Raw genomic sequence first — 16,600 nt, forward strand, 5'->3', positions numbered from 1 at the left:
ATCTGCGGCGTCCAATCGAACCGAAGGCCGCAAAAAGAAACCGCCGCGAGAGCCAATGCCCTCGCGGCGGTTTTCGTATGTCCGTCGGGATTACCGAATGACGGTCAGGCGTTCTTCACGATGAAGTCGCGAATCTGCGGATAGATCACATTACGCCAGCGGCTGCCGGAGAAAATCCCGTAGTGCCCGCACTTCGGCGCGGTGAAATGCGCGCGGCGTTTGGCCGGGATACCGGTGCAAAGCTCGTGCGCAGCTTGCGTTTGCCCGCTACCGGAGATGTCGTCCAGCTCGCCTTCGATGGTGAAGAGCGCCGTGGTCTTGATGTCCTGCGGACGTACGCGCTGACCGGCCACATCCCACGTACCGCTCGCGAGGCTGAAGTCCTGGAACACGGTCTTGATGGTGTCGAGATAGTACTCGGCTGCCATGTCGAGCACCGCGTTGTACTCGTCGTAAAAGCGGCGGTGCGAGTCGGCATCGTCGCTGTCGCCGCGCATCAGATCCAGATAGAAGTCCCAGTGCGACTTCAGATGGCGGTCCGGATTCATGGCGACGAAGCCCGCGTGCTGCAGGAAGCCCGGATACACAAGGCGTCCGGCGCCGGGGTAGTTCGAAGGCACTGCATGAATCACGTGGTTCTCGAACCATTCGTACGACTTGTTCGTCGCGAGCGAGTTGACCGATGTCGGGCTCTTGCGAGCGTCGATCGGGCCACCCATCATCGTCATGGTCTTGGGCGTCTTCTCGCCGTTCGACGCCATCAGCGAGATCGCGCCGAGCACAGGCACTGTCGGCTGGCAGACCGAAATGACATGCAGGTTTTCAGCGCCGATGTGGCGGATGAATTCCTGAATGTACGCAACGTAGTCGTCAAGATGGAACGACCCCGCATCGAGCGGCACCATACGCGCATCGACCCAGTCGGTGATGTACACCTTGTGATCCTTAAGCAACGTAGAGACGGTGTCGCGCAGCAACGTGGCATGGTGACCCGAGAGCGGGGCCACGACCAGCACGACCGGGTCGTCCTTGAGTTGCCCCACGGCGCTCGCGTCGTCAGCGTATCGCTTAAAGCGCAGCAGGCGGCAGAACGGCTTCTCCATCGCGGTCATTTCCACGACCGGGATGTTGTGACCGTCCACTTCGACTGCCTTGATGTTGAATTCGGGCTTTTCGTAGTCCTTGCCAAGCCGGTAGAGCAATTCGTATCCGGCGGCGATGCGGGGCGCGCCCGGCATCATGGCAAGCAGGCTGCCCGGGTTGACGAAAGTCGTCGCCGCCGCCTTTGCCCACGTGGTGAGAGGATTCAGCCACGCACGGTTGTACTCATGAATCTGATACAGCATGTTGTGTGCCCTGAGGCGGATGATGGGGGAATTATGCAACCGTTTATCGCGGGTGTGCAACGCAGCATAACCCTGATATATGGCATTTCTGCATCAGGTCGATAGTCTTAGCTTATTCAGACCATTGTTATTAACTATCGTTGTTGCGGCGCAACAATTTGAGGTGCAAAAAAAGCCCGCTGGTGGGCGGGCTTTTTGTCGCACCGGCAGCCGCGATCATTGACCGCGCGGCAAACCGTCAATCGATCAGCGCAGCACTTGCGCGATGGCGGACGCCACCGTGTCGATGTTTTTGTCGTTGAGCGCGGCCACGCAGATGCGACCGGTGCTCACGGCGTAGATACCGAACTCTTCGCGCAGACGCTCGACCTGATCGGCCGTCAGGCCGGAGTACGAGAACATGCCGCGTTGCTTGATCACGAACGAAAAGTCGCGTTGCACACCGTGGGCGCGCAGCTTTTCGACCAGTGCCAGACGCATCGCGCGGATACGCTCACGCATTTCGGCCAGTTCTTCTTCCCACAGGGCGCGCAGTTCGGCGTTGCCCAGCACAGCGGCGACGACCGAGCCGCCGTGCGTCGGCGGGTTCGAATAGTTGGTGCGGATCACGCGCTTGAGCTGCGAGAGCACGCGGGTCGATTCGTCCTTGCTGCCCGTCACGATCGACAGGGCGCCAACGCGTTCACCGTACAGCGAGAACGACTTGGAGAACGAGCTCGAGACGAAGAAGTTCAGGCCGGTGGAGGCGAACAGGCGCACCACGGCGGCGTCGGCGTCGATGCCGTCACCGAAGCCCTGATAGGCGATATCGAGGAACGGCACCAGCTTGCGGGCCTTCACGACTTCCACAACTTGCGCCCACTGATCCATCGTCAGGTCGACGCCGGTCGGATTGTGGCAGCAGGCGTGCAGCACGACGATCGTGCCTTCCGGTTCCTTGCCGAGCATGTCCAGCATGCCGGCGATGTTCACGCCGTGCGATTCGGCGTCGTAGTACGGGTACGACACGACGTTAAAGCCAGCCGTCGTGAACAGGGCACGGTGGTTTTCCCAGCTCGGATCGCTGATGGCGACCGTGGCGTTCGGGTTCAGTTGCTTCAGGAAATCGGCGCCGATCTTCAGTGCGCCCGTGCCGCCCAGTGCCTGAGCGGTGATCACGCGGCCTTCGGCCAGCACCGGCGATTCCTTGCCGAACAGCATTTCCTGGACGGCCTTGTCGTAGGCAGCAATACCTTCGATCGGCAGATAGCCACGCGGCAGGCCAGCCGCCACGCGTTGTTCTTCCGCTGCCTTCACGGCCTTGAGCAGGGGCAGTTTGCCTTCTGCATTGAAATACACGCCAACACCCAGGTTCACCTTATTGGTGCGGTGATCGGCGTTGTAGGCTTCGTTCAGACCAAGAATGGGGTCGCGCGGGGCGAGTTCGACAGCGGAAAAGAGAGTCATTTCGACGGCTCGAGGCAGGTAGTAGGAAAATGCAGCGGGTCGGCCGCAACTTACGCAGGTTCGGCCCAGCGGGCTATTTTAGCGAAGATTACCCGCGCTTGTGGTAAACACCGGCCCGCTGTGCACGAATTCGTGCCTTTTCGGCACGAAAACTGCCACGCATTGCCAGAAATTGACGAAATCGACGGGTACGCGACTCGCGCGCGCCTTCCGCAGGCTGCGTCTGCGTTGCTTGCGGTGGCTCGATGGGGTGGCTGTCACCCATCGGACTCAGGGAATCGTCCGACGCGCTAAAATGCCAGATTACGTCCCTCATGCTCGCGCCCCCGCCATGACCCCTGCGGCTGACACCGATCTCGACGAAAGCAAGTTCCTGACGTTCCCCGACTCGCCTTATCAGCTCTATTGCCCGTTTCCTGCGGCAGGCGATCAGCCTACGGCCATTACCCAGTTGACCGAAGGGATCGACGACGGGCTCGCGTTCCAGACGCTGCTGGGTGTGACCGGCTCCGGCAAGACGTTCACCATGGCGAACGTCATTGCCCGCATGGGACGTCCGGCCATTGTGTTTGCGCCGAACAAAACCCTGGCGGCGCAGTTGTATTCCGAGTTTCGTGAGTTCTTCCCGCGAAATGCGGTGGAGTACTTCGTCTCGTACTACGACTATTACCAGCCGGAAGCGTACGTGCCGCAGCGCGATCTGTTCATCGAGAAGGACTCGTCGGTCAACGAGCACATTGAGCAGATGCGGTTGTCGGCGACGAAAAGCCTGCTGGAGCGCCGAGATGTGGTGATCGTCGCCACCGTGTCCGCCATCTACGGTATCGGGAATCCGAGCGAGTACCACCAGATGATCCTGACCGTGCGTCAGGGCGACAAGCTGGGGCAGCGCGAGATCATCGCAAGACTGATCGCGATGCAGTACACGCGTAACGAGACGGACTTCGGGCGTGGCACGTTCCGCGTGCGCGGCGACACCATCGACATCTTCCCGGCGGAACACGCCGAGCTCGCGCTGCGCGTGGAGTTGTTCGACGACGAAGTCGACTCGTTGCAACTCTTCGATCCACTGACCGGGCGCGTGCGTCAGAAGGTGCCGCGATTCACGGTGTATCCGTCCTCACATTACGTGACCCCGCGAGAAACGGTGCTGCGCGCGATCGAGACGATCAAGGACGAACTGCGCGAGCGGCTCGACTTCTTCTATAAGGATGGCAAGCTGGTCGAAGCGCAACGCCTCGAACAGCGTACCCGCTTCGATCTGGAGATGTTGCAGGAGCTGGGGTTCTGCAAGGGCATCGAAAACTACTCGCGACATTTGTCGGGCGCAGCGCCCGGCGAGCCGCCGCCGACGCTCGTCGACTATTTGCCGCCAGACGCCCTGATGTTCCTCGACGAGTCCCACGTGCTCATCGGCCAGTTCAACGGCATGTACAACGGCGACCGGGCGCGTAAGGAAAATCTGGTCAATTACGGCTTCCGTCTGCCGTCGGCGCTGGATAACCGTCCGCTGAAGTTTGCCGAGTACGAACGCAAAATGCGTCAGGCGATCTTCGTCTCGGCGACGCCCGCAGATTACGAGGCCAAGCGTACCGGGCAGATTGTGGAGCAGGTGGTGCGTCCGACCGGGCTGATCGATCCAACGATCGATGTCCGTCCGGCTCGTACGCAGGTGGATGATGTGCTCTCGGAAATCAACAAACGCGTGGCTGTGGGGGAGCGCGTGCTTGTCACGACGCTCACGAAGCGAATGGCCGAGCAATTGACCGAGTACTTATCGGATAACGGTGTGAAGGTCCGTTATCTGCACAGCGATATCGATACCGTTGAGCGAGTAGAAATCATCCGTGACTTGCGGTTGGGGGCGTTCGACGTACTCGTCGGCATCAACTTGCTACGCGAGGGGCTGGATATTCCTGAAGTGTCGCTGGTTGCGATTCTGGATGCGGACAAGGAAGGCTTCCTTCGCGCGGAGCGTTCGCTGATTCAGACGATCGGGCGGGCCGCACGTAACGTGAACGGTACCGCCATCTTGTACGCGGACAAGATGACCGAGTCGATGAAGCGGGCAATCAGTGAGACGGATCGTCGTCGCGCCAAGCAGATGGCGCACAACGAAGCGCACGGGATCGTGCCGCAAGGCGTGAAGAAGCGCATCAAGGACATCATCGACGGTGTCTACGATCCGGAAGACGCCAAGGCGGAAATGGCAGAGGCGAAAGAGCAGGCGCACTATCAGGACATGTCCGAGAAGCAACTGGCTCGCGAGATCAAGAAGCTCGAAAAGCAGATGCAGGAACATGCACGCAATCTTGAGTTCGAGAAGGCGGCCAAGGTGCGGGACCAGTTGCTGCACGTCAAGGCGCTGGTGTTCGGTACCGATGGCGCCAGCGAGGCGGAATTGGGGCCGAAGGCGTAAGCGAAGCTCGGGGCAGCAGCTCATGACGTGGGCCCCGAGCCGCTTGTCTACGCTTTGAGGCTGCTGCAGCTAATTCGAAAGAATAGTAATCAATCCTGATCGAACGTGTTGGGTTAGATTCTGCGGGTTGGTTGAGGCCAAAGGGGGGGCGACTCGACCGATTTGACTCTCAAGTTCGGCGATGAAGGCACAATATTGGCCGTGAAGTCTGGAGGCTGCCCGACAATCGTCCGCTGGCCGCAGCTTAGGGGAATCACCCCTTCGGGTCCTGAATCGTCGGTTCCCGGAAAAACGGGGCAAATTGAGTTTTGATATCGACCGCTTGGGGCAAGCCCCGGACTCAGCCCTGCAGTGCAACGTCGTTGGACGTGCAATGCTTTTTATCGACGCCAGTATTCGTCAGCGGTATGGTGAGGCAGAGTGAAAGGAGCTGGCTGGCGGCTTTCGTGATCTTCATTGGGGGCTCAGGTGGGCGCGGTGTAGACGCCGCCCACCCTACAGGCAAGCTCGTGTCATCGAGTGAGCGTTACGTTACTGGGCGCTCACGTCTCCGGTTTGCGCAATCTTGGTCAGTGTGTTCTTTTGATATTCGTACCAAGCGATCAAGCAGTCCTTATCCCGGCAGTTCTTTTCGCGATAATTCCATTGCTTGCGAGTGCGTTCTGTAAAGGCTGCCTGATCTTGAACGGCAAGCTTCGCTTGTTGAAAGATGCTGGCGAGTTCGCGATCCGACGCAGCGAGCTGCGGGTCATGACAGATAAGGTATTCCGGTATTGACTTGGCCTTCGTGCAATCAAAGCTCGCTTGTTGTAATTGTCCTCCCGCGTCGACTGGTGTATCGGGCTGGCCTTGCATACTTCCTGAGCTCGCGGAGCCAGTATTGTTCGTCGCGATACTTGCTGCGGGACTGTTTTGACGGCTTCCGTATGCAACTAGTTGACCTGCCATTGCATCGTCGATCATGGCGCTCAAGAGCGAACTGGGCGTGACGCGAACGGTTTCTGTCTTGAGCACGTAATCGTTTGACATGACCTGAGACTGAGCGAATTCACACGGCGCTTGACACGTGATTCTGGTCGCGATGGCAGGATTGTTTTGATCGATAATCAGCAAAACGTAATTGCCTTCGCGTAATCCGACATATCGAACCATCACAAGAGCCTTTGTGGCGCGGCCTTGGCGGATGTCATCTTCGCTCAATGCCGGCTCATAGCCATAAGTTCCATTTTGGTTCAGTGCATAGTTGTGACGCGGCTGTGGCGGCGGGACCGGAGTCGGAGCAGGCGTCGGAGGTAGGATATTCGCGGCAGGGGCTGGCGTCTGAGACTGCGTTGGTTCTTTTGGCGCTTCCTTCTGGCAGGCCGTCAGGGCGATGGACGTGACGCATACGCTCGCGAAAGTTTTCCAGTACTTTTTCATCGTTTTATATTGTGGTACATAGACTCCGGTGAGTCGATGTCCTTCCCCGTGTGAATGATGATCGCAACTTTAATACATTTCTCCCGGATTCAAGAAACTTAAGGATGGATCGAAATACGAATTTTTGTTGTATTTCGATTTAAATCAAATGAAGAAAACCTCCGTCTTGTTCGTCTGCATGGGCAACATCTGCCGCTCCCCGAGTGCCGACGGCATTTTTCGCGATCGACTCGCCAAAGCGGGATTGTCCGACCTCATCGAGGTCGATTCGGCAGGGACGCACAGTTATCACATTGGTCACGCCCCGGATGAGCGTACGCAGGCGGCGGCCGAGCGGCGCGGCTACGATCTGAGTGAGCTGCGGGCGCGCCGCGTCGAAGCGAGCGATTTCGAGCACTTCGAATGGATCGTGGCCATGGATAACGCGAACGTCTCGGAGCTCACGGCACGTAGCCCTGCGGCCTTTCGTCACAAGATCGTCCTGTTGATGGATTTTGCGACGCGGCATGACGCGACGGAAGTGCCAGATCCTTATTACGGCGGCGCGCAAGGGTTCGAAACGGTGCTCGACTATATTGAAGACGGTCTCGATGGTCTGCTCGTGCGTTTGGGACAGGCCGACTGATCGGTTGTCGGCGCGCGTATCCTTCTGGGGAAATGGCGTGTGCGTCGTGATCGGTGACGAGATCGCTTCGCGAGCTGCCTCAACAAGGCTATCATTCGGCCCTCTTTGACGGGATGAGGCGGGGCAGTGCGATGTGTCGTACGCCAGAAGTGCCGGTGACTCCCGTGTCCCCTCTGTTTCTGTCGCTGACGCTGTAGCTGACTACGCACTTTCCGATCCATGTTCAATTCGCTTACTTTGTACTGGCGCAAGTGGCGCGCCTCGCGCCATGCTGGCCATCAACTCGACGAATTGCTCGCGCACGCGGATCCCACCGCGCCGCTGGCCGTACGCAATCAATGGTTGATCGAGTTGGCGCATTGGGTGCAAAAGCGCGGCGCGATTGTCAACGAAGTGCGCGGGGAGGGGGAGGCCGCACGATACCGGCCGCATACGCGCCTGCGCTATCTGTTGCAAATGCTGGAGCGCAATCCGCAGTGGCGGCTGTCCGTCGCGTGCACGCTGCGTAGCGTCGTCAACGAAAGCGATGCCATTTCACTGCTCTGCGACACCGGCATGCCGGTGCGGCCCGGCTTTTGGGGCGCGCTGACCGAGCGAATCGAAAAAGCGCTGATTCCGCCGCCGCCAACGCGACGGGACCTCTCGGCGTTGTGTTCCCTGATGTTTCCCGACGGGGATGCTGCCGACTGGATCGCCGTCTTGCCCGCCGAGTTGCTGGGCGATTTGATTGCGCTGCTTCATCACGGCGAGGCGGACGACGCCGACGTGGACTGGAATCCGTTTGCCGAGGATCTGCTTGCCGCGATGCATCACCTTGTCGATCAGATCGCATCGACGGGACTGTCGCAGGCGGTACGCTCGCGACTTTCGTATTCCCGCGTCACCGACTCGCCGTTTTACCGGCTCGGGCGTGCGATGCAGGCGCTTGAGGATGCCGGTCAGGAGTTCGCGCACGGCGCACCGCCGTCGCAATTGTTCGTGCAGCAGATCAACGTATTTCGCGCACTGCTGGATGATTGTGGCCGTGCGGTGCGTGACGTGTATGCGCACCTCGACGAGAACGGCGTCAGCGTCGATATTGTGTTTCAGGTCGAGCGTGCGAAGGCGCGGATTCGTCGTCTCGAACGTTTGCTGGAGGCGTGGCTGACCTACGGAGATCGCGGCGATAGGGTCGCAGCGCGCGTCCAGTTGCTTGCGGACCTGGTGAGGGCCAACCGCGCTAGCCAAAGCGTCGGCGAACTGGCGCGAACGTCGTTTGGCTTGCTGGCGCGCAAGGTCGTCGAACGCAGTGCGGAAACCGGCGAGCATTACATCGCGCGCAATCGCAGCGAGTATTTCTCAATGTTGAAGATGGCCTGTGGCGGCGGATTGGTGACGGTCGTGACCGTCTACATCAAGTTCATGATTGCCGGGGCCCACTTTCCGACCGTGGTGGAGGGTTTCCTTGCCGGGGCCAACTACGCGCTGTGCTTCCTGTTCATGCACTTTTGCCACTTCACGCTGGCCACCAAGCAACCGGCCATGACGGCACCGGCCATCGCCGGTAAGCTCGATGACGTCGATACGCCGGGGGGGATGGATGCGTTCGTCGGAGAGGTGATTGCGCTGGTGCGTACTCAGGCGGCCGCCATCTTCGGCAATCTGGCGATGGTCTTCCCGTTCTGCCTGTTGGTGCAGTGGGCGGTGTCGGCGGCGCTTGGCGCAAACACCATCTCACCGGAAAAGGCGCACGCTACGCTGAATTCGTTCTCGATTCTTGGCGTAACGCCGTTCTTTGCGGCGCTGACCGGCGTGCTGTTGTGGTGCTCCAGCCTTATTTCCGGCTGGGCTGACAACTGGTTCGCCTTGCATGGCATTGGCGACGTCCTTGCGTACAACCGCCGTCTACGTTTCGTTTTTGGACGTCAGGGCGCGGCGCGGCTCGCCGACTGGTGCCGACGCCACATCGCGCCGGTGCTGGGCAATCTCATGCTCGGCTTCATGCTGGGACTCGTGCCGGCCGTGCTGACGGCATTTGCGTTGCCGTTCGAAGTGCGCCACGTCACGCTGTCGACCGGATCGATCGCAACGTCGATCGGCGTGCTGGGCAGTAGTGTGCTGCGGGACCCGGCACTTTGGCTGGCGTTCGCCGGGGTCGCGGCGATGGGGCTGCTCAACGTCGGCGTGAGTTTTGCGTTAGCATTCCACATGGCGCTTCGATCGCGTCCACTGCGATTAGGTGACCGTCGGCAAATCCACCGCGCCATCTGGCGCGCCGTGCTGCGCAATCCCCTGGTGCTGCTGTTTCCTCTGGGCTCGCCCCGATCGGAAGCTCGTCCCGAAAAATAAGAAATTTCACAAGAGGACGAGGGAACTTCCGCAAAAAATGGGCCAGAAGTACTTGACTAAATTCGTAGGGAATTTATACTTGACGAAAATAGTCGAGATTAATCCCCTGCATCATCATGAGACTTACCACGAAAGGCCGTTTCGCCGTCACGGCGATGATCGACCTGGCCATGCGCCAGGACGCGGGTCCCGTGACGCTTGCGGGCATTAGTCAGCGTCAGCGAATTTCGCTCTCTTATCTGGAGCAACTGTTCGGAAAGCTTCGCCGCCACGAAATCGTGGAGAGCGTGCGTGGTCCGGGCGGTGGTTACAGTCTTGCGCGCCGCGCAGAAGAGGTGACGGTCGCTGACATCATCATTGCGGTCGACGAACCGCTCGACGCCACACAGTGCGGCAGCAAGGGCAATTGCGAGAAGGGCCAGGACGGCCATCGCGGCCACTGCATGACGCACGAGCTGTGGGCGACGCTCAATCAGAAGATGGTTGAGTATCTCGATTCCGTTTCCCTGCGTGACCTCGTCGAGCAGCAGCGCAGCAAGCAGGCTCAACAGGCCGTGCTGCGCGACACGCGCGAGTCTGGCAACAATAACCAGACGATGACGACGCGTATCCCCAATTCGGTCTTTGATATGGCCCGTTCATAACAGGCGCCACGGCACGATCCTGGAGCACCCCATGAAAAACGACACCCTCAACCTCCCCATCTACATGGATTACAGCGCCACGACGCCGATTGACCCGCGCGTCGTGGACAAGATGTTGCCTTATCTGCGTGAGCAGTTCGGCAACCCGGCATCGCGCAGCCACTCGTTCGGCTGGGCCGCGGAGCAGGCGGTGGAAGAGGCACGCGAGGAAGTCGCCAAGCTGGTGAATGCCGATCCGCGCGAAATCGTGTGGACGTCCGGCGCGACTGAGTCGAACAACCTCGCCATCAAGGGCGCGGCGCACTTCTATCAAGGCAAGGGCAAGCATCTCATCACCGTGAAGACCGAGCACAAGGCTGTGCTCGACACGATGCGTGAGCTGGAGCGCGAAGGCTTCGAAGTGACCTATTTGGACGTCAAGGACGACGGCCTGCTGGATCTGGAAGTGTTCAAAGCGGCACTGCGTCCGGACACGATTCTCGTGTCGATCATGGCCGTGAACAACGAGATCGGTGTGATTCAGGACATCGCTACGCTCGGTGAGATCTGCCGCGAGAAGGGCATCATTTTCCATGTTGACGCTGCGCAAGCGACCGGCAAGATGCCGATCGATCTGGCCGCACTGAAGGTCGACCTGATGTCGTTCTCGGCGCACAAGACGTATGGCCCGAAGGGTATCGGTGCGCTGTATGTGCGTCGCAAGCCGCGCGTGCGTATCGAAGCACAGATTCACGGTGGTGGTCATGAACGCGGTATGCGTTCGGGTACGCTCGCTACGCACCAAATCGTCGGCATGGGCGAGGCATTCCGTCTGGCCCGTGAAGAAATGGCCGTCGAGAACGAGCGCGTGCGTATGCTGCGCGACCGTCTGCTCAAGGGCCTGACGGAGATGGAAGAAGTGTATGTGAACGGCGACATGGAACAACGTGTCCCGCACAACCTGAACATCAGCTTCAATTTTGTCGAAGGCGAGTCGCTGATCATGGCGATCAAGGATGTGGCGGTGTCGTCGGGTTCGGCGTGCACGTCGGCCTCGCTCGAGCCTTCGTACGTACTGCGCGCTTTGGGCCGCAACGACGAACTGGCGCACAGCTCGATTCGCTTCACGGTGGGTCGTTTCACGACCGAGCAGGAAGTCGACTACGTGGTCGAACTGCTCAAGAGCAAGATCGGCAAGCTGCGCGATCTGTCGCCGCTGTGGGAAATGTACAAGGACGGGGTCGATCTTAATTCGATCCAATGGGCCGCACACTGAGTATTCAAGGAGTTAGCCATGTCGTACAGCAAGGAAGTTCTGGATCACTACGAAAACCCGCGTAACGTCGGTTCGTTCGAGAAGGGCGACGACGCCGTTGGTACGGGCATGGTCGGCGCACCGGCCTGTGGCGACGTGATGAAGCTGCAGATCCGCGTGAACGAAGCCGGCGTGATCGAAGACGCCAAGTTCAAGACCTACGGTTGCGGCTCGGCGATTGCGTCGTCGTCGCTGGTGACCGAGTGGGTCAAGGGCAAGACGCTGGATCAGGCGCTCGAAATCAAGAACACCGAAATCGCGCAAGAACTGGCCCTGCCGCCGGTGAAGATTCACTGCTCGATTCTGGCCGAAGACGCCATCAAGGCGGCCGTGGCCGACTACAAGCAGAAGCACGGCCAGTCGGCCGATGCGGCTCAGGCTGCGTAAGCAGCGCGACGAATAAGGAATCAGGCAAGATGGCCGTTACATTGACCGAGAAGGCCGCGCAGCACGTTACGCGTTATCTGACGCGGCGCGGCAAGGGCGTGGGCCTGCGGCTGGGCGTGAAGACGACCGGCTGCTCGGGCCTGGCCTACAAGCTGGAGTACGCCGACGACGTGGCGGGCGAAGACACGGTCTTCGAAAGCCACGGCGTGAAGGTGATCGTCGATCCGAAGAGTCTGCCGTACATCGACGGCACCGAGCTGGACTTCGCGCGCGAAGGCCTGAACGAAGGATTCCGCTTCCACAATCCGAACGTCAAGGACGAATGCGGCTGCGGTGAGTCGTTCCGCGTCTGACGTTGCACCGCTGCGCGAGATCATCGGTTTTCGGCAAGACGACGAAGGCCAGTGGGTCGCGCGACTCGCATGTGGGCATGGGCAACATGTCCGGCATCTCCCTCCGTGGCAGATCCGGACATGGACGCAAAGCCCGGAAGGCCGCGACGCGATGCTGGGCAGCGAGTTGCCGTGTCGCAAATGCGAGCGCGGCGAGCCAGTCGACGAATGAAGCAAGGGTCGGTCTGGCGAGCGGGGCGTAGTAGCGTAGGCAACAAGGCGGCGCGAGCCGCTTTTTTTACGGGTCGAATGTGAGCCCAGAGCGCGATGAGTGCATTGACTGACAACTATTTCACGCTGTTCGATCTGCCGCAGGGCTTCGCGCTCGATGCCGAGGCGCTGGAGGCAGCCTATCGTGCGGTGCAATCGCGCGTGCATCCGGACCGGTTCGCAAGTGCGAGTGATGCAGAGCGTCGCGTGGCCATGCAATGGGCCGCGCAGGCGAATGCGGCGTACCGCACGCTGCGTGATCCGTTGCAGCGCGCGACTTATTTGCTGACGTTGCAGGGCATCGACGTGGGCGCGGAGAACAATACCGCGATGGCCCCCGATTTTCTGATGCAGCAGATGGAGTGGCGCGAAGCGATCGACGACGCCGTCGCTGCTCGCAATATTGGCGCGCTCGACGCGCTCGCCAAGTCCTTGCGCGATGATCGTCGTGTGCGGCTGACGAAGCTGGGCGACTGGCTCGCCAGCGCGGCCTGGCAGCCCGCGGCGGAAGCCGTGCGGCAACTGATGTTTATTGCGCGCGCTGAGGAAGATATCGCGCAGCGCATCGAAATGCTGGAAAACGCGTGACGGCCCGGTGCGGCGCCGTCACATGTCATTGAGAACTGCTTGAGAACAGGGTGGACGCGCTCACGCGTCGCCCGCATTGCAAAGTCATGGCCCTTCTGCAAATTTCCGAACCCGGCATGTCCCCCGCGCCGCACCAGCGGCGACTCGCCGTGGGCATCGACCTGGGCACGACGCATTCGCTCGTGGCCTCCGTGCGCAGCGGTGTGGCCGAAGTCCTCCCCGACGATCAGGGCCGCGTGTTGCTGCCGTCCGTCGTCCGTTATCTGGGCGGTCACCGCACGCAGATCGGGTATGACGCCAAGACGGCTGCCGCCACCGATCCGCGCAACACCATTGTCTCCGTCAAGCGATTCATGGGCCGTGGTCTCGCGGACGTCGCCCACGCAGACAACGCCCCGTACGATTTCGTCGACGCGCCGGGCATGGTGCAGATGAACACTGCGGGTGGCGTGAAGAGCCCGGTGGAAGTGTCCGCTGAGATTCTCGCGACGCTGCGTCAGCGTGCCGAAGATACCCTTGGCGACGATCTCGTCGGCGCTGTGATCACGGTGCCCGCGTACTTTGACGACGCGCAACGGCAAGCCACCAAAGACGCCGCGCGCCTGGCCGGTCTCAATGTCCTGCGCCTGCTCAACGAGCCGACGGCTGCTGCGATCGCGTACGGTCTGGACAACGCAGCGGAAGGACTCTACGCGGTCTACGACCTTGGCGGCGGTACGTTCGACATCTCGATCCTTCGTCTGACGAAGGGCGTGTTCGAAGTGCTCGCGGCGGGTGGCGATTCGGCGCTGGGTGGCGACGACTTCGACCAGGCTATCTACCGCTGGGCAGTGCAGAGCGCCGGTATCGAAACGGCGTCGCTGACGCCCGAAGACGTGCGCAGTTTGCTGGACCACGCACGTACCGTTAAGGAAGCGCTCACCGATGCCGAGCAAGCGACCCTCACCGTGACGTTGTCCGGGGACCGCAACCTGTCGTTGGCACTCACGCGTGAACAGTTCACGGCGCTGGGCGCACCGCTCGTGCAACGCACGATCGGCCCGATGCGCAAGGCGCTGCGTGACGCGGGGATGGGACCGGAAGACGTCAAGGGCGTTGTGCTCGTGGGCGGCGCAACGCGCATGCCGCAAGTGCGGGCGGCCGTGGAGAGCTTCTTCGGTCGTGAACCGCTGGTCGACCTCGACCCGGATCAGGTCGTTGCACTGGGTGCCGCCGTGCAGGCGAATCTGCTCGCCGGTAATCAGGCCGAAGGCGACGACTGGCTGCTGCTCGACGTGATTCCGCTCTCGCTGGGCGTCGAGACGATGGGCGGCCTGGTCGAGAAGATCATTCCGCGTAACGCCACGATTCCGGTGGCGCGTGCGCAAGAATTCACGACGTTCAAGGACGGTCAGACGGCCATGGCCATTCACGTGCTGCAAGGCGAGCGTGAACTGGTGTCGGACTGCCGTTCGCTGGCGCGCTTCGAGCTGCGCGGCATTCCGCCGATGACGGCTGGCGCGGCGCGCATCCGTGTGACGTATCAGGTTGACGCCGACGGGTTGCTGTCCGTCTTCGCGCAGGAAATGCATTCCGGCGTGGCGGCGTCCATCGAGGTCAAGCCGTCCTACGGGCTGGCCGACGAGGACATCTCGCGCATGTTGCAGGACAGCTTCGGCTCGGCCGAGCAGGACATGCGGGCCCGTGCGCTGCGTGAGCAGCAGGTAGAGGCCGAACGTCTTCTGGTCGCCATCGACAGCGCGCTGCAAGCCGATCCGGAACTGCTCAATGCCGAGGAGCGTACGCAGATCGACGCGCTGCTCGCCGACCTGCGTCAGAAGGCTGGCGGCGACGATCAGGTCGCCATCAAGACGGCCACCGAAACGCTTTCGCACGCCACCGACGAGTTCGCTGCACGCCGCATGGACAAGAGTATCCGTGCCGCGCTGGCCGGCCGACGCGTTGCGGATATCGACAAACTGTAAGACACACACGGAATTCAAAGCCATGCCGCAAATCGTTGTATTGCCTCACGTCGAGTTGTGCCCGGAGGGCGCTGTGCTGGAGGTCGCGCCGGGCACGTCGGTGTGTCGTGCGCTGCTCGATAACCACATCGAGATCGAGCATGCCTGCGAGCTGTCGTGCGCCTGTACGACGTGCCACGTGATCGTGCGCGAAGGTTTCGAATCGCTGGAAGCCGCAGAAGACGAAGAGGAAGATCTGCTCGACAAGGCCTGGGGCCTGGAGCCGACGTCGCGCCTGTCGTGCCAGACGTTGATGCCCGACGACACCGATCTGGTCGTCGAGATTCCGAAGTACACGATCAATCACGCCAAGGAAAATCACTGATCGACGCCACCAGGCCTCGCGCAGTGATGAGATAACAAAGGAGCTTCCCCATGAAATGGACCGACAGCCTGGAAATCGCCATTGCGCTGACTGAAGCGCATCCCGATGTCGACCCGCAATATGTGCGGTTCACCGACCTGCATAAGTGGGTGGTCGCGCTCGATGGATTCGACGATGCGCCGGACCGTTCCGGCGAGAAGATCCTGGAAGCCATTCAACTGGCATGGATCGACGAAGCCGACTGATTCGGGATGTCGTGAGAGACGAAAGGATGCGCAGCAAGTGATCGCATCCCAAAACAAAAGCCGCTCAGGGGAGCGGCTTTTGTGTTTCTGCGAGACGAATTCACGTGCGGGCGACGACATGCCGCCGAAGCTTCAACTTGCGCGTACGAGTCCGTTGTTTTCCAGACGCACACGGTCACCCGGTTGTACGCCCGGTGCGGACTGATAGGTCCAGTAGCGCGTCTTGCCGGTATCCATGCGGACGTAGACGCGATACACGGTGTCGGAACGCACACGCTTTTCGACTTCGTTACCTGCCAGACCCCCGCCGAGCGCGCCGACCACCGTCATAGCCGTACGGCCGTTACCTGCGCCGAACTGATTGCCGAGCAGACCGCCGGCCACGGCACCCCCCACGGCACCCAGACCCGAGGCGTGGCCTTCCGTACGGATTGGCTGTACCGATTGCACCGTACCGCACGTAGAGCAAGCCGCGGCTTGTTGTTGTGTCGATTGAGTCGGTTGTGCCGGTGCCGCCGTTTGTTGCGCATACGTCGGCTGCGGAGCCGGAGCGCGCTCTGCCGCTTGTTGCTGCGCCGCGTATTGCGATTGTTGCGCTTGCTGCTGCGCGGCCGTCGTGGACGGTTGTGATTGCGATTGTGCCGAGAGCGACGGCGGTTGCGGCGACGTCAGCGCATATTGCGAACTGTTGCCCGACGACGCGGGGCCGTCCGTACTCTTGGCCACGGGCAGCACGCCGGTAATGGCGGCAACACCCAGCAGGCTGACTACGACGATACTGCCGGCAGCGGCAGCGACCAAAGGATGCATGCGGCGCGGTTGCAGATCGTTATCCATGTTGTTTTCTCCATCGTGCGGTAAGTGCGAATCTCCTTCTGCGTGCTGGCGTGCACGGGCGATTTCGCATGAGAAAAGTTTCCGTCACGGCA

At 60.8% G+C, this 16,600-nt stretch carries 16 protein-coding genes; 12 read left to right on the forward strand and 4 right to left on the reverse strand.

Features of this window, described 5'->3' with window-relative positions:
* Positions 1–104: 104 nt before the first annotated feature.
* Positions 105–1,346, reverse strand: coding sequence for a polyhydroxyalkanoate depolymerase (locus tag PCO31010_RS13880; RefSeq protein WP_150576713.1), 1,242 nt, complete (start codon positions 1,344–1,346; stop codon positions 105–107).
* A 246-nt stretch (positions 1,347–1,592) separates the two neighbouring features.
* Positions 1,593–2,792 carry an amino acid aminotransferase gene (locus PCO31010_RS13885; protein WP_150664791.1) on the reverse strand — a complete coding sequence of 400 codons (1,200 nt, stop codon included), beginning with the start codon at positions 2,790–2,792 and terminating at the stop codon, positions 1,593–1,595.
* Between the two features lie 331 nt (positions 2,793–3,123).
* Between PCO31010_RS13885 and uvrB the strand changes: the two genes are divergently transcribed.
* Positions 3,124–5,211 carry an excinuclease ABC subunit UvrB gene (gene uvrB, locus PCO31010_RS13890; protein WP_150664792.1) on the forward strand — a complete coding sequence of 696 codons (2,088 nt, stop codon included), beginning with the start codon at positions 3,124–3,126 and terminating at the stop codon, positions 5,209–5,211.
* Between the two features lie 531 nt (positions 5,212–5,742).
* Here the strand turns inward: uvrB and PCO31010_RS13895 are convergent.
* Positions 5,743–6,447: a lysozyme inhibitor LprI family protein gene (locus PCO31010_RS13895; RefSeq protein WP_150664993.1), complete on the reverse strand. Its 705-nt coding sequence runs from the start codon at positions 6,445–6,447 to the stop codon at positions 5,743–5,745.
* Positions 6,448–6,778: 331 nt separating this feature from the next.
* Here PCO31010_RS13895 and PCO31010_RS13900 point away from each other — a divergent pair, with 331 nt between their 5' ends.
* The 11 genes from PCO31010_RS13900 (at position 6,779) to iscX (ending at position 15,671) form a co-directional block, all read left to right on the forward strand.
* Positions 6,779–7,255: a low molecular weight protein-tyrosine-phosphatase gene (locus PCO31010_RS13900; RefSeq protein WP_174984731.1), complete on the forward strand. Its 477-nt coding sequence runs from the start codon at positions 6,779–6,781 to the stop codon at positions 7,253–7,255.
* Positions 7,256–7,474: 219 nt separating this feature from the next.
* A complete protein-coding gene (locus PCO31010_RS13905; protein ID WP_150664793.1) occupies positions 7,475–9,583 on the forward strand; it encodes a site-specific recombinase in 2,109 nt (702 codons plus the stop codon).
* 116 nt (positions 9,584–9,699) lie between these two features.
* Positions 9,700–10,227 (forward strand): Fe-S cluster assembly transcriptional regulator IscR, encoded by a 528-nt coding sequence (gene iscR / locus PCO31010_RS13910; protein WP_039399331.1) that lies wholly within the window; start codon positions 9,700–9,702, stop codon positions 10,225–10,227.
* Between the two features lie 31 nt (positions 10,228–10,258).
* Complete coding sequence (locus PCO31010_RS13915) at positions 10,259–11,482, forward strand: IscS subfamily cysteine desulfurase (protein WP_039399329.1); 1,224 nt, start codon at positions 10,259–10,261, stop codon at positions 11,480–11,482.
* Between the two features lie 18 nt (positions 11,483–11,500).
* Complete coding sequence (gene iscU, locus PCO31010_RS13920) at positions 11,501–11,908, forward strand: Fe-S cluster assembly scaffold IscU (RefSeq protein ID WP_039399327.1); 408 nt, start codon at positions 11,501–11,503, stop codon at positions 11,906–11,908.
* A gap of 29 nt (positions 11,909–11,937) precedes the next feature.
* Positions 11,938–12,261, forward strand: a complete 324-nt coding sequence (gene iscA / locus PCO31010_RS13925) for an iron-sulfur cluster assembly protein IscA (protein WP_150664794.1) — start codon at positions 11,938–11,940, stop codon at positions 12,259–12,261.
* Complete coding sequence (locus PCO31010_RS13930) at positions 12,242–12,472, forward strand: DUF3565 domain-containing protein (protein WP_373275372.1); 231 nt, start codon at positions 12,242–12,244, stop codon at positions 12,470–12,472. Before iscA ends, PCO31010_RS13930 begins: the two co-directional genes overlap by 20 nt.
* A 95-nt stretch (positions 12,473–12,567) precedes the next feature.
* Positions 12,568–13,098: a Fe-S protein assembly co-chaperone HscB gene (hscB, locus tag PCO31010_RS13935; RefSeq protein WP_150664795.1), complete on the forward strand. Its 531-nt coding sequence runs from the start codon at positions 12,568–12,570 to the stop codon at positions 13,096–13,098.
* Between the two features lie 86 nt (positions 13,099–13,184).
* The gene (hscA, locus tag PCO31010_RS13940) at positions 13,185–15,062 is read left to right on the forward strand and encodes a Fe-S protein assembly chaperone HscA (protein WP_150664796.1); all 1,878 of its coding nucleotides are present in this window, start codon (positions 13,185–13,187) and stop codon (positions 15,060–15,062) included.
* A 22-nt stretch (positions 15,063–15,084) separates the two neighbouring features.
* Positions 15,085–15,426, forward strand: coding sequence for an ISC system 2Fe-2S type ferredoxin (fdx, locus tag PCO31010_RS13945; protein ID WP_039399319.1), 342 nt, complete (start codon positions 15,085–15,087; stop codon positions 15,424–15,426).
* Positions 15,427–15,476: 50 nt separating this feature from the next.
* Complete coding sequence (iscX, locus tag PCO31010_RS13950; RefSeq protein ID WP_039399317.1) at positions 15,477–15,671, forward strand: Fe-S cluster assembly protein IscX; 195 nt, start codon at positions 15,477–15,479, stop codon at positions 15,669–15,671.
* A 132-nt stretch (positions 15,672–15,803) separates the two neighbouring features.
* On the opposite strand, the gene PCO31010_RS13955 is transcribed toward iscX, so the two are convergent.
* Positions 15,804–16,508: a glycine zipper 2TM domain-containing protein gene (locus PCO31010_RS13955; RefSeq protein ID WP_150664797.1), complete on the reverse strand. Its 705-nt coding sequence runs from the start codon at positions 16,506–16,508 to the stop codon at positions 15,804–15,806.
* Positions 16,509–16,600 lie beyond the last annotated feature (92 nt).

The sequence above is a fragment of the Pandoraea commovens genome (genome assembly GCF_902459615.1).
Classification (GTDB): Bacteria; Pseudomonadota; Gammaproteobacteria; order Burkholderiales; family Burkholderiaceae; genus Pandoraea; species Pandoraea commovens.